This window comes from Legionella sp. PATHC035 (genome assembly GCF_026191115.1).
GTDB lineage: Bacteria > Pseudomonadota > Gammaproteobacteria > Legionellales > Legionellaceae > Legionella.
In genome coordinates, this window is the sequence record NZ_JAPHOT010000001.1 from 3,396,435 (window position 1) to 3,417,254 (window position 20,820).

The window sequence follows — 20,820 nt, forward strand, 5'->3', positions numbered from 1 at the left end:
GAGGCCGCCTTTAGCCCGGATTAGCGCAGCGTAATCCGGGTTTGTATGCAAAAACTACGGTTTAAGCTGCACTATTCCGGGCTACAAAAGTATCCAGGCCAGGGTCATGTAAATGTTAGGTTATCAATATGATCAATATCTCAGCAGTAGGTTATGAGCACGAAGGCCTGCTCGATAAAGCAAAAGCTCTTGCAGAACAATTGAATTTTTATTTAGAGAAAGATGCGAGTCCTTGTCTCTATGTCACTGAATCAGGGCTTTCATTGAAAATGCCCGGTTTCTCTCCTATTTTTGCTGAATTCAGTGCTTCTTTTTGGAGTAAAAGAAAATCTGAGGGAAAAAAGCAAGGATTAGTTCGCGCTTGTAAACCAACTGCAGGGCTTAAAATTATTGATGCAACTGCGGGTTGGGGGCGTGACTCTGCTATTTTAGCCAGTTTTGGTGCAGAAGTATTGATGCTCGAACGTCATCCGGTTATGGCTTCCCTAGTATTGGATGGATTGTTGCGCAGGAGTGATACAGATCAACAACAATTGCATTTGAAATTTCTTGCCGAAGATGCCCATTCGTACTTAAGCTCATTAGATGAGCCAAACTATCCTGATGTTATATACATTGATCCCATGCATCCGGAGCGTAATAAATCAGCATTAGTAAAAAAAGAAATGCAAGCATTACAACAATTAATTGGTCCAGATGAAGATGCACAGGGACTTATTCAATTGGCGCTACAACGTACGAAACAAAAGGTCGTTGTAAAATGGCCACAAAAAATAAAACCTTTATTCCCTGCTCATGCTGCTGTAGAGGGAAAAACGGTGCGGTTTGATATTTATTTTGCTCATTTAGGATAATCAAGAGTCGGTTGCTTGCAAACAGGGAGGTAATCCATCCCTCCTGACCGCAAGCGTTCAGACTACGGTGGTCGGTGTCACAAGAAAATTTCCTTTATCTCCTTGCCTCGTCATTTTGAGTATAGCGAGGGATCACCACGCTGTAGCATGGTGTTTACCGAGATTCTTCGCTATGCTCAGGATGACGGCAATAGCAGAAGGAGCCTATTAGGCGTATGAGGTTACAGGTAGCTTAAAGCAACCGCTCTCCTAGCATTATCCTCCAAGTGGGGGAGGGAATTAAGGCAGGCAGAGGTATCTGTTACGCTACTAACCGAAGTCAGAAAGTTCTTCGCGCAGGCGTTTTTCTTCAAACAAATCTTCTATGCGTCGTCTTCGTTCCAATTTTGTTGATGGGCTTGCTTCTGGGGTCAAGACGGTATCGACGCCAAACTCTTCCATTTCGTTTACATCTTCATCAAATTCACGAGTATTCATAGCTATCTCCTTAGCCTAACCCGTAGTCAATCTAATAAAATAACAGAAATTAGGTTTGAGGAGTAGTGGAATTTTTTGAACATTAATGACGAGGATGACAAAAACTAAATACCTGGTTTTTGAAAACATACAAAAAACCAGGTTAATTGTTTATTTAAGAGCTGAGGGTGGTTTTTACATCTTGTTCCAGTTGTTGTTCTTCAACGCTGTCAATTGCCGTTTTTCCAGCTTTAGTTCTCGCTTCATTTCTACCTTTATCAATTTCAGTACGATATTGTTTAGCAACTTCTGTTGAAGGCTGTTTAGGAGGCTCTTCAGCGATAGATTTAAGCCTATCACGACGTTGAGCAGCCTCTTTATGAAGAAGCTCCAGCTCGGTAGGGGTGAACAGCGTTCTCGGATCAATCTCTTTGCCTGATCCGTCCTTTAATACAATACCTTTTAATCCTTTATCACCTTTTGATTCCTCTCCAGGGAGTAAGCCTGGATCAAAACCACTTTCAAGCGCTGCTTCATAGGCTTGTCTGGCCCTTTGCTTTTGAGTTTTAGGATCATCAAAATTAATGGTCATTGTGATTGAGTCAAAACCAGAGGCTCTCACGGCCTGAGCCATGGTCAACATATCAACCTTCGGATTTTGCTTATTACTTAAATAATAAAAGGGGGATAGTATTCGTGCAGACATGTGCACTTGCCAGGTGCCTGGATCGCCTTCTTTTGCTGCTTTTTTTTGTACGATCTGTGTTCCAGTTAAGGAAATAATAAAATCTAAGTCTGCTGGATTTACGGCAGATATCGTATTTTCACCAACATTGATGTCAGCACCTGTAAGGGCGTCTGTGTCAGATAATCCTCTTTTTTTACGATTTTCTGCGCGAACCCGTTCCATTTCATCGAGCATTTTATTCTTTTGGCTCGCACTGAGTTGATACGCCCAACTTTCCAATTGGCCAGAGAAGATGATTCGTTTTCGTTCAAGAGCGGACGCTTTATCGAGGGTGGTCAGGTTTTCTTGAGCAGTCTTGTTGAATTCATCAAGTTGTGTTTTGTGGGAGCTTTCTAATTCCTTAATTAGATTTTCTTTTATTTTTTTTATTTGCTCAGGATCATTCGTATTTGCAACAGCCCCTATTTTCTGTGCTAAACCCTCAGCTTTGTCTTGGAATTCTTTCAGTTCTTTTTTTTGTTGCGCTTTTAAGGCATCTCGAGCTCTTGTAGTAATTTGTTCATGATAGCCCCGCAGTTGCTCCACGGAAAGTTCAGGAACTTGTTTCATTCGTTGTTGAAAAAATTCCATGGATTCTTTATAGACTTCTTGAGCCTTAGTATAAAATGGTTGTGGGGTTAGTATACTTTTGAGTTCATCTTTGATTTCTTTTTTAGTATTGGGAGCATCATCTTTGAGTAATTTCTCTAAAGTATCTTCTTTATTGGACCCGATTTGTGTTTTAAAGCCGGTGTGATCTTTAATTCGCTTTTCCGCATGTTGGGCGAAAGCTTCGGATCCAAAAGTAAGGTCTTGAGTTAACCCCACAGAGTCACGATATTTTTGATAAATCCTTTCTTGTTCATCAGGAGTAAACTGTTTTACCAGTTTTTGAGAATTTAATAAGTTAAAAAACCCTTTTCTAAATGAAGGCATAGAGAAGTACCTCAAGAGCTATCTTTTTTAAAAGTATAACACTTTTTCATTAAGAGAGAATTAAAAGCTTTTAATCTAAAAGGCGAGCTGTCAGAATTTTAGACAAACATTATGATAAATCGTAACTCTATGCCCTGGTTTAGAGCTTATACCATCACCCAGGGCATAGAAAAATCGGCTACACCAGCTTAGATAGGTTTTTACCAAGCAGGAATCGCCGAATCTCCAAATAAAGTTTTAGCCTTTTCTTTAACTTCTTCGGAGTTTAATGCTTTAACAAAGAGCTCCAATTGTGCTTTTTTAGGAGAGTTGCTCCGAATAGCAATAATATTGGCATACGGTGAGGTTTTATCTTCAGTAAATAAAGCATCATGTGAAGGATTTAAACCTGCAGGCAGGGCAAATGTTGTATTGATTACGGCTGCATCGACATCAGGCAAGACTCTCGGCAGTTGTGCTGCATCCATTTCTTTGAATTGCAGATCATGTGGATTGGTCGCAATATCTTTTAAGCCAGTATTATCATGGGTCGTTTTCAATGTAATCAACTGCGCTTTTTCTAACAGCTGTAAGGCACGCATTTCATTGCTGGGATCATTAGGTACGGCAATGACTGCTTTTTCAGGTAATTGTTTTAATGAAGTGTGTTTTTTGGAATAAATTCCCATAGGGTATACGAAAGTTCTGCCTATCGACTCAAGCGTATAGCCATGCGCTTTAACAGCGGCATTGAGGTAAGGTAAATGTTGGTAGACATTAGCATCCAAACTTCCATCCTGTAACGCCTCATTAGGAAGGTTGTAGTCATTGAATGTTACAATTTTTATATTTAAGTTGTATTTATTCTTAGCTACTTCTTTTGCTGTTTCAACCAATTCAGTTTCTGGCCCAGCAATAGTTCCTATGACTAAAGTATTTGGTGAGGGCTTGTTGCAGGCAACAAGACTTAATAATAAAACACAATAAGCTAAAATTCGCATGAAAAACTCCAAAAATGATTTAAATCAATTATGTAAAAAACGCTTTGCTAAGTAATCTCCGATCATTTGGGTTAGTTGAACCATCACAATCAAAATGATTACAGTTGAAATCATGACCCCAGCATCAAAACGCTGATAACCATAGTTAATTGCCAGAGTGCCCAACCCTCCAGCACCAACCGTTCCTGCCATTGCAGAATAATTAACTAAAGTAATGGCTGTAACCGTAATTGCATGGATTAAAGCAGGTTTTGCTTCAGGCAATAAAATATGCAAAATAATTTGTCGCGTGCTAGCGCCCATCGCATATCCGGTTTCAATAAGCCCAGAAGGTAAACTACGATAAACGTTATCAACCAGTCTGGCAAAAAAGGGAGTTGCACCGAGAGTAAGCGGCACTATCGCGGCATTCATTCCTATTGAGGTTCCAACAATAAGTCGAGTAAATGGAATAATTGCCACCAATAGAATAATGAAAGGTATCGACCGCGCCATGTTAATGAAGGTAGATAATGTCTTATGAACCTTAGGCATGGGTTTGATTTGACTCGACGAATAAAGCCAAGTTCCTAAAGGTAAACCCAGTATCACCGCAAATACGGTGCTGGTGACGACCATATACAATGTTTCGCCTGTTGCGATGAATAAATCATATGCCATCGGGAAGGACATAACCTAAAACCTCCACAGTTAATTTGGCTTGTTCACAGCGTTCAATGAATGCTTCGAGTAAAAATGGATGTGCCGTTAATTCAACTACTAATACACCACAGGTTACCGTGTCATAACGATCGATATTGGCGAGTAAGATGTTGATGTCTAGATTTAATTCGCGGCTTGTTTGACTAATAAAGGGTACTGTTGCCTCTTCACCCTGGAAAAACAGACGTAGTAATGGCTTATCCGTCACGTAGTCTGCGAGCTTGTTCGTGAGACATTCGGGTAACTCAGGACTAAGTTGAGCATAAAGCATGCCTCGCGCCAGGCTGTCCTTTTTATTAAATACATTGGCTAAAGCGGTGGTTTCGGCCAACTCACCATCAACCATGACGGCCAATCGGTTACAAATACGCTTCACTACATCCATTTCATGAGTAATAAGCACTATAGTGATGCCATAAAGTGAATTGATTTTTTTGAGCAATGCCAAAATCGAATCGGTTGTTTCTGGATCCAATGCAGAAGTTGCTTCGTCACAAAGCAGAATTTTAGGGGAGCAACTTAAAGCGCGAGCGATGGCAACTCTTTGCTTTTGGCCGCCACTAAGTTGTGCCGGATAGGCCAGTTTCTTATCCGTCAATTCGACTATGGGTAGTAATTCGTCAATTTTATTACGAATAGAATCTTCATCTATCCCTTGAATGCGCATAGGGAGCGCAATATTGTCGTACACATTTTTTGAATTCAATAAATTGAATTGTTGGAAAATCATGGCCATTTTATGGCGAGCTAAAGCTAAGTTTTTTCTCGAAAGAGTAGTCAGATCCTGCCCATCGATCAAAACATCGCCTTTATCAGGCCGTTCTAGAAGATTAATGCATCTTAATAAGGTGGATTTGCCTGCACCACTTCTGCCAATAATTCCAAAAATTTCACCTTCTTGAATAAATAAATTAATGTCACGCAGGACAGATTTTCCCGAAAAGGATTTAGATAATCCAATTAATTCAATCATTATTTATAACCTGAGATTATGCGTGCGGGCAGAAGACTTAGAGGAAATGCTGTTCATATCCGCTTTAGCCGTATTTTCAAAAAAGAAAGCTTTTTTGAGCGTCCGCAAGCTGAATTTCAAATCGACGCCATATCGACATTATACACAAACTGTTCGCTTAAAAAAAGTATAAACTTACTCATCTTAATCATATTTTGCGGGTGGTAGTGAGTTCTCAATATTATAGTGGCTGAATGATTTAGCTTATTCTTGAAAGAGCGATGGAAAATGTTGTTTATGAGTTTATTGCATTGTAATATGTTGATCTTTAACAAACATTAACTTGCTGCAACATCATAATACGCTGAGACATCCACTGTATTTAAGTTTGAGTGGATGCAACTCGATATGAGGCAGTTATAGAGAAATACAAGGATGTCTGATGCTTTTTAATAAATCCACCTACAGAGGATTAGCACTCATATTTTTGACCTCTGTGAGCTCATCTACTTCTTTTGCAGCCGGCGGACCCGCAAATAATTTCTTTTTTGATTACACAAAAGGTCATTTGCTTCTTGAACTCGGGGGTTTTTATGCAACTCAAGGAAAAGCCCAAGATATTCATATAAAAACCTTAGTTGGAAACCGATATACCGTTAAAAGTCATTCTCAAGGGAATGGTCTTGTGGGTGTGGGTTACTTTTTGGATGGACCAGAACATGATCGATTTAAATTTTCTTACGGGGCGAATGTTTTTTTCTTAGGCACAACGGCAACTAAGGGTTACATTATTGAAGAACAGTTAGATACGAACCTTTCTTATACCTATAAGACACAAAATATTCCTTTATTTTTTATGGCAAAGAGTTTAGTGCAAACTCATAGCGATAAAATCAATCTCGCTATTGATGTAGGTATTGGCCCCAATTTCATTGAAACCAGCCATTATAAAGAAATCGCTCTGACCACCTTTACCGTTCCCGATAATGGCTTTTCTGATAATAATACTACTGCATTCGCAGCTACAGTAGGCGCAGGCCTTCGATTTAACCAAGTTGCAGATAAAATTCCTCTAGAATGCGGTTATCGCTTTTTTTATTTGGGGCAAGGGAAATTGGCCAAAAATAATGATCTCATTATTAATACCCTTAAAACAGGTAATAACTATGCGAATGCTCTCATTTGTTCTGTCACAATTTAATCAAGGAATTTCAGTATGATAAAAAGGATACTACTTGTTGGTATGACATTATTTTTCTTTTCAGAGCAAGTAGCTTTAGCCAAAAGCAATGCTTTTATTCCTGGATCAGGACAACATTTTATCGCTGTAATTCCTCCTGCTTCATCAACGATATCCATTACTACCACGACTCCGAGAAAGACCTATCCTACGGCCGGAATCAAAATTCTTACCCCAGGATATCGTATTGTGGGTAAAGCACCCTCTCCTAATGGGTTTGTCCTATTTCCAGTCAGCGATACCACGCCTGCAAAAATTACTTTAGATGGACCGATAGGCTCTATAAATATCAGATTATGTTTAAATGGCACGGGTAAAACGTATTCCTGTGAAGAATATGCTGTTTCTGTATTTTCCTCGCATGTTATTTTTCTAACCAGCCGTTTTCAGCAGACTACTGGTGGTTTAGGTGGGATTGCAGGGGCTGATGCTTTTTGCCAAAATGCTGCATTAACTTCAGGAAATCCAGCACTTCAGGGCTTGTCATTTAAAGCGTTGTTAGTTACTTCCACACGCTCTCCTTGTTCTATTGTTAATGGGAGAACCGGTTGCGGAGGTGCTTATGCACACGATTGGCCGCTTGTCCCTGGTTCACAGTATGTATATGCAGATGGAAAAACGCTTTTTAATACAGTAAATCAAAATGGTGTTTTTGATGGCAGTAACTCAAATCTCAGAGATGACAATAACGAAGTGGTATTTGGTTTGTTCTGGACAGGTATTCAAAGTATTTTGTCAAACAGTACGGCAACTGATATCGTTGCTTGGGCCTTTGCAGATATGAACAATGCTGAAGATGGCAATCAGTACACTGCGAATTTGGCTACATGTAACGAGTTTACTGATGGAACAGCGGCTACTAACGGTTCCCTGGGTTTGGCTGGTGAGACTTCATTGACTTTTGGAGTTGTGCCAGGAGCGACCTGGGGAAATTATCTTAATTTTAATGATGCTCAGACAGGGGCGTTGTTCAATTTATTTTCAGCAGGGATTTCTTTACCCTGTAATGAAAGTTTTAGTATTGTCTGTGTATCCTAATGCACTGCCTTACCATCCTCAGTTCAGTGAGGGAGCTCCACTGAGTAGCACAAGGTAACGATGGGCGCTTCTTCGCTGCTCACGGGATGGGGGCAAAGAGCTCCCGGATAACGCTGTGCTACTCCGGGCTCTAGGCTCTCAAGTATTCCCTCAGGCTATTTTATTTCTGTAACTCTTCTCGATTTTTAAAATAATCTAAAGCTTGGGGGTTGGCCAGGGACTGTAGATTATTTACTGGTAAGCCATGAACCACTTGTCGGACAGCTAATTCAACGATTTTACCACTAATCGTGTGAGGAATATCTGCAACTTGCACTATTTTTGCTGGGACATGTCTTGGTGAGGCATTTTGACGAATCGTTAAACGGATTTTGTTGATTAATTCCTCAGTAAGCTCCATGTCATCACGCAATTTAACAAACAAAACAATACGTACATCGTCTTGCCAGTCCTGGCCAATGACAACACTATCAAGTACTTCATTAATTTTTTCCACCTGCCTGTATATTTCAGCGGTACCAATACGTACTCCTCCAGGATTTAAAACAGCGTCTGATCGCCCATAAATAATTAAACCCTTATGCGCAGTAATCTCTGCAAAATCACCATGTGCCCATACTCCGGGGAACCGTTCAAAATAAGCCCGTTGATAAGCAATTTTTTCAGGATCATTCCAAAAACCAACCGGCATGGAGGGGAAGGGCGCGGTGCAGACCAATTCTCCACGCTCTTCATGAACAGGATGGCCTTGTTCATCAAAAACATCAACGGCCATACCAAGACCGAGACACTGTAACTCACCTCGATAAACAGGCAGTATCGGGTTACCTAAGGCAAAACAAGAAATAATATCTGTTCCACCTGAGATAGAGCAGAGTTGCACATCGTCTTTGATGTGTTGATACACGTAATCATAATTTCTAGGTAAAAGAGGGGAGCCTGTTGAAAGTATGCAGCGCAAATGAGATAAGTCAAACTCATCTTGAGGTTTAACTCCTGCTTTTTCTACAGAAGAGATGAATTTAGCACTAGTGCCAAAAACAGTAACTTGCTCTTCTTCAATGAGTTTGAATAAACGATTGCTTTCAGGATAGGTAGGGGAGCCCTCATATAAAGTGAGCGTAGCTCCCAAGGCCAGTGCGGAAACAGTCCAATTCCACATCATCCAACCGCACGTCGTATAAAAAAATAAGTTGTCCTTATCCCTAAGATCAGTATGTAATCCTAATTCTTTAAGATGCTGCAGAAGCGTTCCACCGGCTCCGTGAACAATACATTTGGGTTTACCAGTAGTTCCTGACGAGAACATGATGTAAATCGGGTGTTCAAAGGGCAAAGAAACAAATTCACAATGACTTGCGGGACGAAGAAAGTCATTCCAATATTGTGCCTTAGGTAACGTAGAGACATCTACGGGTTCATTTATATTCGGACAAATTACAATTTGTTTGAGCGAGCTAATGGCATCGTTAAGTTGTTTGACTTTTTCAGCTCCATTGTGTTTCTTTCCTTGATACTGGTGTCCGTCGCAAATAAAGAGCACTTTGGGATCGATTTGGCCCAGTCGATCGATTGCTGCCTGAGCGCCAAAATCGGGTGAGCAAGAGGACCAGATCGCACCTAAAGAGGTGGCAGCAAGCATAGCAATAATTGTATGTGAGGTATTTGGCATCAGCGCAGCGACTCGATCACCTGCGGTAACTCCTACCGCTTTTAAACCTGCAGCACATTGGGCTACCAAATTATATAATTGCTCATAGCTAATCACGTGTTTGGTATTGTCTTCATTAAGACTAATTAGGGCTGGATGTTTGTCTTTTCGTGATAAGAGTTTTTCAGCAAAATTAAATTGAGCTCCAGCAAACCAACGTGCGTTTATCATTTCACTTTTATGACTTAGAATCTGATAAGGTTCAGTGTTAAACTGTACCTGAAAGAAATCGCAAAGCGTTGGCCAAAAAGAGTCAGGATGTTTGATGGACCAGGTATGCAAGTCTTGATAATTTGCAAAAATTTGGCTGTTCCTGTTCGCGGCAAATTCCATAAACTGCCACATCTTGCTTTCTTTCGGATGTTTGGGCTTCCATACGGTTTCATTCATCTTTCATTCTCTCTTCTTTATTGAAACGATTGTATGCTAAGTGTTGAGGGATCCCTCGGGTGATTTGTAGCCCAGGTTAGCGCAGCGTAATCCCGGATCTTTATCTATAAACCCGGATTACGCTGCGCTAACCTGGGCTACAAGTCACCTGAATCATGTACACAGTTAGCACTTAAATCCGCTAGACGATACTCTAGATACAAGGATTGGCTAACATAGCATTTGCAACTTTTGATTGATTTTTACGTCCTAAAATCTTACAGATGGTGTCGCCTGCAGTGACAATTTTAAAGATATCCACACCAGTATTTATTCCTAAACCATGCATTAAATAGAGAACATCTTCGGTGGCTACATTACCACTTGCCCCACGTGCATAGGGACAGCCGCCGAGTCCGGCAACGGAGCTGTCAAAACGATGTACTCCATGCTGTAATGAAGTATAAATATTAGCGATGGCCTGACCATAAGTATCATGAAAATGCATTGCTAATTGATTTAGTGGTAAGAGTTTGAGTACTTGCTCGAGTAATAAGTGAGTTTGATGAGGGGTTCCTACACCTATAGTATCCCCTAATGAGATTTCATCTACACCCAAATCCATTAATTCTTGAGTGACTTCCGCTACTTTTGCCGGTGCTACACTACCTTCATAAGGACAACCTAGGACACAGGAAATATAGCCTCGTACCCTGATGTTGTTTTCTTTTGCTAAAGCAAGGACTGGTTTAAAACGTGAAATACTTTCAGCAATTGAACAATTAATGTTTCGCTGATTAAATTGTTCGCTTGCTGCTGTAAATACGGCAATTTCTTTCACACCGGCATCCAATGCTTTGAGCATGCCCTGCTCATTAGGCACTAGGGCGGAATAGTGTATGGATGGTGTTTTATCTATGGCGCGAAATACTTCATTATGGTCCGCTAATTGTGGAATTGCCTTTGCAGAGACAAAACTTGTTACTTCAATATATTGCAAGCCAGATTCACTTAACAAATTGATTAATTCAATCTTGTGCTTACTGGATACAAAAGATGACTCATTTTGTAGGCCATCACGTGGTCCTACTTCTATAATGGTTACGTTTTGCGGATAGTCCATAATTTTCTCTAGTTAAGAATCCTCTTCACTTAATGACAGTAACTCCTCTCCTTCATTCACTTGGGCACCTACATCATAGAATATATCCAATAATATGCCATCAGCAGGGGCATGAATGGTATGTTCCATTTTCATTGCTTCGAGAACGATCAAACGTTCACCGGCTTTAACACGTTCACCAATATTTTTTAAAACGGCGACTACAGTAGCAGGCATTGGTGCTGTGAGCTGTCCTTTGTGAGCAGTAACTTCTGCACCTAGAGTTCCCCAATTAAACCGATCAATAGTAATTTGCCACTGACTCGTATACAAGGTCAAAGATTGATTTTTATTTTCAACGATTACCTGATAATTTTGTCCCTTAGTTTCAATACGGAGCTGATTGCCAGTTAAATGGCCGTGAATCAGATATTCTTCTGCCTTTAAACGTACTTTAAATTGATTTTTATTGATTGGAGTAATCAATGTTTCAAGCAAGTTATCCTTATCTTTATAGTGCCATATCCAGTGACTTCGGATTTGTGATTGCCAAGCGAAGGTTTCTTGTAACAAAGGATCTTGGATTGCGTTTATCGTGTTTAAATAATCAAAACTTACGGCCATGAGTAAAGCCATTTCGGTATCTGCTGTTGGCAGTTTTATTTCTTCTTTACTTAAAAAGTCAGTACTCAGTTCAACCTTTCTGAATTTAGGGTGTTGACAAATTGTTTGTAAAAAGGGAATGTTTGTTTTTACACCACCAATAAAATAATGGGATAAAGCGTGCTCTAATCGATGTAGCGCTTCATCACGGTTGGCTCCCCATGCAATCAATTTGGCGATCATCGGATCATAGTACATGGTAATTTGCGATGACATTTGTACCCCTGTATCAATACGAATGCCATCTCCGGAAGGTTCGTGCAAAAAGTGGATTTGTCCTATTGATGGAATAAAGTCATGATGCGGGTCTTCAGCATATATGCGACATTCTATTGCATGGCCATGTGCCTCAATTTTATCTTGCGGCAAGGGGAGTGGTTCATTAGCGGCAATTTTCAATTGCCAAGCGACCAAATCCAGTCCGGTAATTAGTTCAGTTACGGGATGTTCTACCTGTAAGCGGGTATTCATTTCCATAAAATAGAAATGTCCTGAACTATCAACTAAAAATTCAACTGTGCCTGCGCCACTGTATTTTATTGATCGTGCCACTTCGCAAGCTGCTTCAGCAAGTTTTTGTCGTAGAGAAGCGGGTAAATTAGGTGCTGGTGCTTCTTCAATAATCTTCTGATGTCTGCGTTGAATCGAGCAATCACGTTCAAACAAATGAACCACGTTGCCATGGTTGTCTGCCATGATTTGTAATTCGACATGACGTGGATTAAGAACCAGCTTTTCAATGATCATGGTATCATCGGCAAAACTTGCCATAGATTCTCGTTTTGCACCAGCTAAGGCTGCGCTAAATTCTGATTCGTGATGGACCGCGCGCATCCCTTTACCGCCACCACCATTCGCTGCTTTGATTAACACAGGAAATCCTATTTTTTTAGCTTCAGCAAGCAATATATCTTCTGCTTGTGCACTGCCATGATAACCCGGTGTTAGAGGAACTTTAGTGTTTTCCAATAATTGTTTGGCCAACTGCTTTGAAGCCATTGCCTCCATGGCCTCTACTGAGGGACCAATAAAAACGATATCTGCCTCTTGACATGCTCGAGCAAATTCAGGGTTTTCGGACAAAAAACCGTAACCAGGATGAATGGCCTGAGCGCCACATTCCTTAGCAATATGGATAATATTGGGTATATTCAGATAACTTTCTTTAGCAGGTGCATCGCCTACACAATATGCACTGTCAGCACTACGTACATGCAGACTGTCTTTATCAACCGAGGAATAAATAGCTACCGTGTGGATCCCCATAGAACGGGCCGTTTTGATGATTCTGCATGCAATTTCACCGCGGTTGGCAATAAGAATTTTATTAAACATTAGTGCCTCATTAATTTTTTACTTTTAGTCCAAGTGTTTTGAAACTTGGTTGCTTTTGCATTGTAACCTGGATTATCACAGCGTTATCCAGGATCTTCTGCCATCATCCCGACTGTAACGAAGGCTCTTCCTTCGTTACACGTTGCTACAGCGTGGATACCCCTCGGTACATTCGGGATGACGGTGTTTTACTACAAGGGCTATGGCATCTAGCCCCAGTTTGGTGTTTCTTTTTTTAAAAATGCATTGAGTCCTTGTTGTCCTTCAGCTGATACTCTTTTCTGAGCTATCAATGAAGCGGTGTAAGTAACAAGATCTTCATTTATTTTTTTATTTGCTACGTAATGTGCTAGCTGTTTTGAAGCCTGAACCGCTTCTGGTGCATTGTTACTGATTTGATTTGCATAGCTAAGTGTGAACTCCAACAAATTTTCATCGGGAACACAGTGTTGTACCAGATTTAATGACAATGCTTTAGCCGCATCAAAGACTTCTGCACTTATAAAAAGTGCTTTTGCACTGCGTTCGCCTATGGCTTGAACAACATAAGGGCTTATGACTGCGGGTATCAGGCCTAATTTAACTTCGGAAAAGCAAAAACGTGCAGATTGAGATGCTATCGTTATGTCACATGCTGCGGCAAGACCTGCACCTCCACCAAAAGCGGAGCCATGTACTATCGCTAAAGTAGGTTTCGGGCACGTATTTAAAGTGTACATTAGATTCCCGAGGACCATGGCATCCTTTTGATTTTCTTCTTCGCTATAAAGAGCCATGTTTTGCATCCACGTTAAATCAGCGCCTGCAGAAAAATGTTTGCCATTGGCTTTGAGTACTATAACGCGGACTTTAGAATCAGCAATTGCAGCATTAAGCTGATGTTGCATTTCACCTAAGAGCAGATTATCAAACGCATTATGTTTACTCACTCGATTTAGCGTAATTAAACCCAAGTGTCCCTGTATTTCATACAACAAATCGCTCACGTGGTGTCCTCCTTACATACGAAATACGCCAAAGCGTGTTGGTCCAATAGGGGCATTTAAGGCTGCTGATAGACCCAGTCCTAATATTTTGCGTGTATCTTGGGGCGCGATAACTCCATCATCCCATAATCGAGCACTGGCATAATAAGGATTTCCCTGCGTTTCATATTGAGAACGCAACTGCTCTTTAAAACGCTCTTCCTCTTCTACAGGCCAGTTATTTCCTTGTTTTGCCAATTTATCTCGATTCACTTGTGCTAAAACATTAGCAGCCTGTTCGCCACCCATTACCGAAATGCGAGAGTTAGGCCACGACCATAGAAAATTAGGGTTATAAGCGCGCCCGCACATGGCATAGTTTCCGGCGCCAAAGCTTCCGCCAACAATGACGGTGAATTTAGGAACATGAGCATTAGCAACCGCAGTTACCATCTTTGCGCCATGCTTGGCAATACCAGATGCTTCATATTTTGAACCCACCATAAAGCCTGTGATGTTTTGTAGGAATATCAATGGGATTTTGCGTTGGCAACACAGTTCAATGAAGTGAGTCCCTTTGAGCGCACTTTCACCAAATAGAATGCCGTTATTGGCAATAATTCCTACGGGATAGCCATATAAGTGGGCGAAGCCACAAACTAATGTGGTACCAAAAAGTGCTTTAAATTCATCAAATTCAGAGCCATCAACAATACGTGCAATAATTTCTCGAATATCAAATGGCTTTCTAGGATCAGAAGGTACTATGCCGTTAAGTTCTTTACTGTCATAAAGAGGTTCTATCGTTTCTATCCGTTTTAATTGTTGCGGTTTTTTACGATTTAAATTGCTTATGGCAATTCGTGCTAAATGAAGAGCATGGGCATCATGTTCCGCATAGTGATCGGCTACTCCTGAATGCCTGCAATGAACTTCTGCACCACCTAGTTCTTCGGCACTAATAATTTCGCCGGTTGCTGCTTTGACAAGAGGTGGGCCACCAAGAAAAATCGTGGCTTGATTTTTGACCATAATGGACTCATCTGCCATGGCAGGTACGTAGGCTCCTCCAGCAGTACAAGAGCCCATAACCACAGCAATTTGCGGGATGTTTTGTGCCGACATTTGTGCTTGATTAAAAAATATTCGACCAAAATGATCCCGGTCAGGAAACACTTCATCCTGATGAGGTAAGTAAGCACCCCCTGAGTCAACCAAATAAACGCAGGGTAAATGATTTGTTTGTGCAATTTCTTGTGCACGGAGGTGTTTTTTGACGGTTAATGGATAGTAAGTTCCACCTTTTACCGTGGCGTCATTCACAACAATAATGCATTCTGTGCCTGCGATCCATCCAATTCCAGTGATAATTCCTGCCGCAGGAACCGCATCATCATACACCTGGTAGGCTGCCAGTTGGGAGAGTTCAAGAAAAGGACTCCCAGGATCAAGTAATTGTTGCAGTCGTTCTCTTGGGAGTAATTTACCATGTTTTAAATGCCGGGCACGCGCTTTTTCATCACCACCTAACGCAATTTGCTGAATTCGATTGTGCAGTTCATCCACCAAAATTTGCATGGCTGTTTGGTTTGCTTTGAACTCCTGACTGCCGGTATTAATTTGACTGATTAATTTTGCCATGCTGGATTCCTTATCGTACCAAAATATCACTTAAAACGATGATTGTCCAAATAACCCAAGTAATCGCAATAAAGTGTGGCATGTCACCACCTTTTATGAGTCTATAAATGAGTGCTGGAATGGCGGTAATAATTAATGGTAACACGACAAGAACTAAAATTTTGCGAATCACAAGACCCCAACCAGTTTGGCTGAATATGGGTGTTAATTTCAAATTAACGTAAGTGAAAAACATATCAACGTAGACAATAACGAGATGAGCGTATTTTGCAAATAATACTACTAAAATACTGAGTATCAGGTAGATAAGACTGTGTCGTAGCATGTACATCCTTTTTATATCAAATCCCCAGCTACCCATTTGGAACTGGGGAGAGTTTGTTTTTTACCATTTCAATACGCTCACCAAATCACATTTGACTTTACTTGCGGTCAAATCTGACCTTTCTTCCGCTAAGACATTTAAAATGTGGTGAACAGTACCTTGTTCTTAAATTAATTCAATGGCCATAGCTGTTGCTTCGCCACCACCAATGCACAACGATGCGACACCACGTTTTTTTCCTTGATGTTTCAAAGCATGTATTAGCGTCACCAAGATACGAGCGCCAGATGCACCAATAGGGTGACCTAAGGCACAAGCTCCGCCATGAATATTAACTTGTTCTGGATTTAATTCAAGTTGGGTCATGGCTGCCATCGTAACTACTGCAAAGGCTTCATTAATCTCGAAAAGATCGACATCATTTTGTTTCCAAGATGCTTTATTCATCACTTTGCGAATGGCATCTACCGGTGCTGTGGTAAACCACTCAGGTGCTTGCGAATGACTGGCATGAGCAACAATACGGGCAATAGGTCTTATGCCCCGTTTTTCTGCTTGTCCAGCACTCATTAAAATCAGACTTGCCGCACCATCAGAGATCGAACTTGAATTGGCTGCAGTAACGGTGCCATCTGCTTTAAAAGCAGGTTTTAACTGAGCAATTTTTGCCAGTTTTGCAGCATCAGGACCTTCATCTACAGTTACCGTAACATCACCTTTGCGTGAGCTGATTGTTACTGGGGCGATTTCCTCTTTAAAAGCACCTTTTTCGATTGCTTGGAGGGCTCTACTCATGGAGCGAATAGCGAATTCATCTTGTTGATCTCTGCTAAAATGAAAATGGCTCGCAGTTGCTTCTGCAAAAACACCCATTAATTTTCCTTTATCGTATGCATCCTCCAATCCATCAAGGAACATATGATCTTTTAATTCACCATGTCCAAGTCGATATCCAGAGCGTGCTTTACTCAATAGATAAGGTGCATTGCTCATGCTTTCCATACCACTCGCAAGGATAATATGTGCAGTTCCAGCTCGAATTAAGTCATGAGCGAGCATTACTGCTTTCATTCCTGAACCGCACATTTTATTTATAGTCGTAGCACCAGAAGAATTGGGTAATCCTGCCTTAATTGCCGCTTGTCGTGCTGGAGCTTGACCAATTCCGGCTGATAAAACACAACCAGAAATTACTTCATCGATTTCTGCTGGACTAATACCTGCTTGGGATAGCGCTGCTTCGTGTGCAATTGCCCCTAACTCTGGAGCTGAAAGAGACGATAAATTTCCTAACATGGCTCCCATAGGCGTTCTTTTTGCTGCAACGATTACTATGTCATTCTGTTCCATTTTCATTCTTCCTTATGCTGTTTCTTTAAAAAGTTCTCGTCCAATAAGCATTCTTCTGATTTCAGAAGTACCGGCCCCTATTTCATAGAGTTTTGCATCACGTAGTAAACGTCCTGTAGGATACTCATTGATATATCCATTACCACCAAGGATTTGAATTGCTTGTAATGCCATTTGTGTTGCTCTTTCAGCCGTGTATAAAATAACACTTGCCGCATCTTTACGACTGACTATACCTTGATCACAAGCTCGGGCAATCGCATACAAGTACGCTCTTGAAGCGCCTAGGTCAGTATACATATCTGCTAATTTGCCTTGGATGAATTGAAATTCACCTATAGGTTGTTCAAATTGTTTGCGTTCATGTACATAAGGTAAAACAACATCCATACAGGCTTGCATGATTCCTACGGGTCCTGCAGCCAGAATGGTCCGTTCATAATCAAGGCCACTCATTAATACTTTAACACCTTGATTTACTTCACCCAAAATCTGCTCTGCAGGTACTTCACACTGTTCAAATACCAATTCACAGGTATTTGAACCACGCATTCCTAGTTTGTCGAGTTTTTGAGCGGTTTTGAAGCCAGGCATTCCTTTTTCAATCAGAAACGCGGTGATTCCTTTACTTGCAGCCTGTTTATCCGTCTTGGCATAAACTACTAACACATCGGCATCGGGTCCATTGGTGATCCACATTTTTGTGCCGTTGAGAATATATTTATTGCCTTCTGGACGAGCATGTAATTGCATGCTGACTACATCAGAGCCTGAATTGGACTCACTCATAGCCAGAGCACCAACATATTCTCCACTTATAAGTTTAGGCAGATATTTTTGTTTTTGCGAATGATTACCATTTAAATAGATTTGGTTGACGCATAAATTGGAGTGTGCACCGTAACTCAGACCTATAGATGCTGATGCACGAGAGATTTCCTCCATGGCAATCGCATGCGCAAGATAGCCCATATTGGCGCCACCATATTCTTCGCTGACGGTAATTCCTAATAATCCCATATCACCTAATTTTCTCCACAAATGATTGGGAAAGGTATTGTTTGCGTCAATTTCAGCAGCGAGTGGGGCAATTTCGGCACGAGCAAATTGATGAACACTGTCGCGCAACATATCGTAAGTTTCACCGAGTTGATAGTTCGGTCCTGTGTACATAGATGACTTCCTGTTGTTGTAGCTACTTATTGATAAGAGTGTTGCAAACGCTTTATTTCACATCTCTTAATCAATCAGTAGTCTGTTGAATTTTACAAATGTGATAAACTATACCCAATCAAGTTGAAGATGAAAATAGAATTTCTCAGATCTTTTTTCTTATTGAAAAAGTTGAAGAAATGATTTGAGGTATCCACTTAAGTTGTTCTTTATACAATAGGCTCTTAAGAGATTGAGCGGCATCATTTAATTAACAATAGAGAAAATAGGGAGAAGTTGTTTTCTTTTATTATTGGGTTTGCTGAGCAAGAAGTGATTATAAATGTTCCTTTACCTGATTTAAAAAATCGCCTAATCTTAAGCCAAAGGAAAACTACCGATTATTAGGAGGTAGTTACAGCCAAAGTGTCAGCGTTCAGATTTATTATTTAGGAGAGTCATTCATGCGTAAATTAGTACTCTGGGGACATAGTGTTGAGGAGTATCGTGAGATGTTCGATTTGTCTCAAGAGGACATGAATTCCAGGATTTTAGAATATGGATGTGGTCCGAGTGCAGTAAACGCCCAACAATTTCAAGAGGCCCATCAAGCCGTAAGCTGTGACCCTTTATTCGTTTTGGATAAAGATACTTTATCCTCTAAAGCGATTATGATTTTTGCACAAATGGCTGAAGAAGTGCGCAGAGAGCAAGACCAGTTCGATTTCAGTCGCAGCGGAAGTTTAGAACAATTGCTTGAGCATCGAAAAAATGGCATGAAAACGTTTTTTGCAGATTACGAGCAAGGCAAGGCCGAAGGACGCTATTATGGCGCAGCAGACTATCATTTACCTTATCCTGATTTTTCTTTTGATTTTGCATTAAGCGCTAATTATTTATTTGCTGATTTGGAAGATCAAACTGTTGCATTTCATTTAAATGTAATTCGTGAATTAGCCAGAGTCGCTAAAGAAGTAAGAATTTTTCCTTTAAATGATATGGATGGAAAAACTTCTGAATTTTTAGGTCCAGTATTGTTGGAACTGCAAAAACAGGGTTATGGTGTGGAAATTAGACAAGTAGATTATCATTTGCATAAATCTGAAAACGCAATGCTACGGGTCTGGGCACAGAAATGTGATATTTAATCAATGTAGTCTGGATGAAGAGTATCCTCTGCTTTTATAGAACGTTTTTTGCCTCCATTCAGCGGCGTGTCCGAGGGATTCAGTGATAGTGAGTAATTCTTAGATCCCGCCGGCAAACCGCTGGACGTCGAGGATAAGTAAAATCCAGGAATTCAAGGTTTTTTGTATGTATTCAATGTTACGTCCTTTGCTTTTTAGTATGGCTCCTGAACGAGCTCATGCTCTTAGTTTATCTGCTTTACATTATCTGCCTCGTTTTTGTTTTAAAAAGGCAGAATCAAAACCCATAGAAGCTTTGGGATTGCGATTTCCACATGTTGTTGGTTTGGCAGCAGGCTTGGATAAAAATGGAGAGCATTTGGATGCATTGGCCAAATTGGGTTTTTCTTTTATTGAATTAGGAACAGTGACACCAAGACCACAAATGGGTAATCCTAAGCCGCGATTATTTCGTTTGCCAGAGGCTCATGCCATTATTAACCGCATGGGTTTTAATAATCTAGGTGTAGATGCTTTGGTGGGCCATGTAAAGAAAGCACGTTATAAAGGAATTTTAGGGATTAATATAGGTAAAAATAAAGATACGCCATTAGAACATGCTGCCGAGGATTACATCCATTGTTTGGGTAAAGTATATGAGTATGCTTCCTATGTAACCATCAATATTTCCTCGCCCAATACTCCTGATTTACGCCAATTACAGCAGAAAGAATATTTTGCCAATTTGTTATCGCAAATACAGACGGAACAGATTAAATTATCCAATAAATTCCAGCGCCATGTGCCTTTAGTCGTTAAAATATCACCTGACGAAGATTTAGAAACATTAAAACAAATGACTGAAGTGATTTTGAACTATGGTATTGAAGGGATTATTGCGACGAATACGACCTGCTCTCGCAAGGGGGTAGCCCATTTGCCTTATGCTGAGGAAACTGGCGGATTAAGTGGTGAACCTTTATGGGACTTATCAACCCAATGTTTGCGTTTGCTGAAACAGTATGTAGGTGACGCCATAACCTTGATCGGAGTAGGTGGCATTGACAGTTGTCACAAGGCTCAGGCTAAGTTGGATGCAGGGGCCTCTCTAATCCAGGTCTACACTGGTCTGATTTATCGAGGTCCAGGTTTGGTATATGAACTATCAAACGGATTGCAATAAGAATCAGACCAC

The 20,820-nt window shown here is 40.7% G+C and carries 18 protein-coding genes; 5 read left to right on the forward strand and 13 right to left on the reverse strand.

Annotated features, from left to right (window positions below):
* The first annotated feature begins 128 nt into the window (after positions 1–128).
* Positions 129–854 (forward strand): class I SAM-dependent methyltransferase, encoded by a 726-nt coding sequence (locus OQJ13_RS14780; RefSeq protein WP_265711602.1) that lies wholly within the window; start codon positions 129–131, stop codon positions 852–854.
* Positions 855–1,163: 309 nt separating this feature from the next.
* On the opposite strand, the gene OQJ13_RS14785 is transcribed toward OQJ13_RS14780, so the two are convergent.
* From OQJ13_RS14785 to OQJ13_RS14805, 5 genes are all read right to left on the reverse strand, one after another.
* Complete coding sequence (locus tag OQJ13_RS14785) at positions 1,164–1,331, reverse strand: PA3496 family putative envelope integrity protein (RefSeq protein WP_265711604.1); 168 nt, start codon at positions 1,329–1,331, stop codon at positions 1,164–1,166.
* A 154-nt stretch (positions 1,332–1,485) separates the two neighbouring features.
* The gene (locus OQJ13_RS14790) at positions 1,486–2,973 is read right to left on the reverse strand and encodes a hypothetical protein (RefSeq protein ID WP_265711605.1); all 1,488 of its coding nucleotides are present in this window, start codon (positions 2,971–2,973) and stop codon (positions 1,486–1,488) included.
* Between the two features lie 200 nt (positions 2,974–3,173).
* The gene (locus OQJ13_RS14795) at positions 3,174–3,953 is read right to left on the reverse strand and encodes a MetQ/NlpA family ABC transporter substrate-binding protein (RefSeq protein ID WP_265711607.1); all 780 of its coding nucleotides are present in this window, start codon (positions 3,951–3,953) and stop codon (positions 3,174–3,176) included.
* A gap of 24 nt (positions 3,954–3,977) precedes the next feature.
* Positions 3,978–4,625, reverse strand: a complete 648-nt coding sequence (locus tag OQJ13_RS14800; RefSeq protein ID WP_265711608.1) for a methionine ABC transporter permease — start codon at positions 4,623–4,625, stop codon at positions 3,978–3,980.
* A complete protein-coding gene (locus tag OQJ13_RS14805; protein WP_265711609.1) occupies positions 4,603–5,628 on the reverse strand; it encodes a methionine ABC transporter ATP-binding protein in 1,026 nt (341 codons plus the stop codon). The genes OQJ13_RS14800 and OQJ13_RS14805 overlap by 23 nt, the downstream gene beginning before the upstream one ends.
* Positions 5,629–6,049: 421 nt before the next feature.
* On the opposite strand from OQJ13_RS14805, the gene OQJ13_RS14810 reads away from it, so the two are divergent.
* Positions 6,050–6,808 (forward strand): hypothetical protein, encoded by a 759-nt coding sequence (locus OQJ13_RS14810; protein WP_265711610.1) that lies wholly within the window; start codon positions 6,050–6,052, stop codon positions 6,806–6,808.
* 15 nt (positions 6,809–6,823) lie between these two features.
* Positions 6,824–7,885, forward strand: coding sequence for a DUF1554 domain-containing protein (locus tag OQJ13_RS14815; protein ID WP_265711611.1), 1,062 nt, complete (start codon positions 6,824–6,826; stop codon positions 7,883–7,885).
* 160 nt (positions 7,886–8,045) lie between these two features.
* On the opposite strand, the gene OQJ13_RS14820 is transcribed toward OQJ13_RS14815, so the two are convergent.
* From OQJ13_RS14820 to OQJ13_RS14855, 8 genes are all read right to left on the reverse strand, one after another.
* Positions 8,046–9,986: an acetoacetate--CoA ligase gene (locus tag OQJ13_RS14820; protein WP_265711612.1), complete on the reverse strand. Its 1,941-nt coding sequence runs from the start codon at positions 9,984–9,986 to the stop codon at positions 8,046–8,048.
* Between the two features lie 193 nt (positions 9,987–10,179).
* Entirely contained in the window at positions 10,180–11,088 is a 909-nt protein-coding gene (locus OQJ13_RS14825) for a hydroxymethylglutaryl-CoA lyase (RefSeq protein WP_265711614.1), read from the reverse strand.
* A gap of 12 nt (positions 11,089–11,100) precedes the next feature.
* A complete protein-coding gene (locus OQJ13_RS14830; RefSeq protein ID WP_265711615.1) occupies positions 11,101–13,065 on the reverse strand; it encodes an acetyl-CoA carboxylase biotin carboxylase subunit in 1,965 nt (654 codons plus the stop codon).
* A gap of 209 nt (positions 13,066–13,274) precedes the next feature.
* On the reverse strand, positions 13,275–14,051 hold the full coding sequence (locus tag OQJ13_RS14835; protein ID WP_265711616.1) for an enoyl-CoA hydratase-related protein: 777 nt from the start codon (positions 14,049–14,051) through the stop codon (positions 13,275–13,277).
* A gap of 12 nt (positions 14,052–14,063) precedes the next feature.
* Positions 14,064–15,671, reverse strand: a complete 1,608-nt coding sequence (locus OQJ13_RS14840; RefSeq protein WP_265711617.1) for a carboxyl transferase domain-containing protein — start codon at positions 15,669–15,671, stop codon at positions 14,064–14,066.
* Positions 15,672–15,681: 10 nt separating this feature from the next.
* A complete protein-coding gene (locus OQJ13_RS14845; protein WP_265711618.1) occupies positions 15,682–15,996 on the reverse strand; it encodes a hypothetical protein in 315 nt (104 codons plus the stop codon).
* A 165-nt stretch (positions 15,997–16,161) separates the two neighbouring features.
* The gene (locus tag OQJ13_RS14850; RefSeq protein WP_265711619.1) at positions 16,162–17,346 is read right to left on the reverse strand and encodes an acetyl-CoA C-acyltransferase; all 1,185 of its coding nucleotides are present in this window, start codon (positions 17,344–17,346) and stop codon (positions 16,162–16,164) included.
* A 12-nt stretch (positions 17,347–17,358) separates the two neighbouring features.
* The gene (locus tag OQJ13_RS14855) at positions 17,359–18,519 is read right to left on the reverse strand and encodes an isovaleryl-CoA dehydrogenase (RefSeq protein WP_265711620.1); all 1,161 of its coding nucleotides are present in this window, start codon (positions 18,517–18,519) and stop codon (positions 17,359–17,361) included.
* A 443-nt stretch (positions 18,520–18,962) separates the two neighbouring features.
* Here OQJ13_RS14855 and OQJ13_RS14860 point away from each other — a divergent pair, with 443 nt between their 5' ends.
* Together OQJ13_RS14860 and OQJ13_RS14865 are read left to right on the forward strand one after the other, a co-directional pair.
* A complete protein-coding gene (locus OQJ13_RS14860; protein ID WP_265711622.1) occupies positions 18,963–19,646 on the forward strand; it encodes a hypothetical protein in 684 nt (227 codons plus the stop codon).
* Between the two features lie 166 nt (positions 19,647–19,812).
* Entirely contained in the window at positions 19,813–20,808 is a 996-nt protein-coding gene (locus OQJ13_RS14865) for a quinone-dependent dihydroorotate dehydrogenase (protein WP_265711624.1), read from the forward strand.
* Positions 20,809–20,820 lie beyond the last annotated feature (12 nt).

What these genes read in the sequence shown, in the direction of transcription:
- OQJ13_RS14785 (WP_265711604.1), bottom strand. Translation starts at nt 1,331, where the DNA reads ATGAATACTCGTGAATTTGATGAAGATGTAAACGAAATGGAAGAGTTT.
- OQJ13_RS14795 (WP_265711607.1), bottom strand. Translation starts at nt 3,953, where the DNA reads ATGCGAATTTTAGCTTATTGTGTTTTATTATTAAGTCTTGTTGCCTGC.
- OQJ13_RS14825 (WP_265711614.1), bottom strand. Translation starts at nt 11,088, where the DNA reads ATGGACTATCCGCAAAACGTAACCATTATAGAAGTAGGACCACGTGAT.
- OQJ13_RS14780 (WP_265711602.1), top strand. Translation starts at nt 129, where the DNA reads ATGATCAATATCTCAGCAGTAGGTTATGAGCACGAAGGCCTGCTCGAT.
- OQJ13_RS14810 (WP_265711610.1), top strand. Translation starts at nt 6,050, where the DNA reads ATGCTTTTTAATAAATCCACCTACAGAGGATTAGCACTCATATTTTTG.
- OQJ13_RS14840 (WP_265711617.1), bottom strand. Translation starts at nt 15,671, where the DNA reads ATGGCAAAATTAATCAGTCAAATTAATACCGGCAGTCAGGAGTTCAAA.
- OQJ13_RS14860 (WP_265711622.1), top strand. Translation starts at nt 18,963, where the DNA reads ATGCGTAAATTAGTACTCTGGGGACATAGTGTTGAGGAGTATCGTGAG.
- OQJ13_RS14850 (WP_265711619.1), bottom strand. Translation starts at nt 17,346, where the DNA reads ATGGAACAGAATGACATAGTAATCGTTGCAGCAAAAAGAACGCCTATG.
- OQJ13_RS14820 (WP_265711612.1), bottom strand. Translation starts at nt 9,986, where the DNA reads ATGAATGAAACCGTATGGAAGCCCAAACATCCGAAAGAAAGCAAGATG.
- OQJ13_RS14790 (WP_265711605.1), bottom strand. Translation starts at nt 2,973, where the DNA reads ATGCCTTCATTTAGAAAAGGGTTTTTTAACTTATTAAATTCTCAAAAA.
- OQJ13_RS14830 (WP_265711615.1), bottom strand. Translation starts at nt 13,065, where the DNA reads ATGTTTAATAAAATTCTTATTGCCAACCGCGGTGAAATTGCATGCAGA.
- OQJ13_RS14845 (WP_265711618.1), bottom strand. Translation starts at nt 15,996, where the DNA reads ATGCTACGACACAGTCTTATCTACCTGATACTCAGTATTTTAGTAGTA.
- OQJ13_RS14800 (WP_265711608.1), bottom strand. Translation starts at nt 4,625, where the DNA reads ATGTCCTTCCCGATGGCATATGATTTATTCATCGCAACAGGCGAAACA.
- OQJ13_RS14815 (WP_265711611.1), top strand. Translation starts at nt 6,824, where the DNA reads ATGATAAAAAGGATACTACTTGTTGGTATGACATTATTTTTCTTTTCA.
- OQJ13_RS14855 (WP_265711620.1), bottom strand. Translation starts at nt 18,519, where the DNA reads ATGTACACAGGACCGAACTATCAACTCGGTGAAACTTACGATATGTTG.
- OQJ13_RS14805 (WP_265711609.1), bottom strand. Translation starts at nt 5,628, where the DNA reads ATGATTGAATTAATTGGATTATCTAAATCCTTTTCGGGAAAATCTGTC.
- OQJ13_RS14865 (WP_265711624.1), top strand. Translation starts at nt 19,813, where the DNA reads ATGTATTCAATGTTACGTCCTTTGCTTTTTAGTATGGCTCCTGAACGA.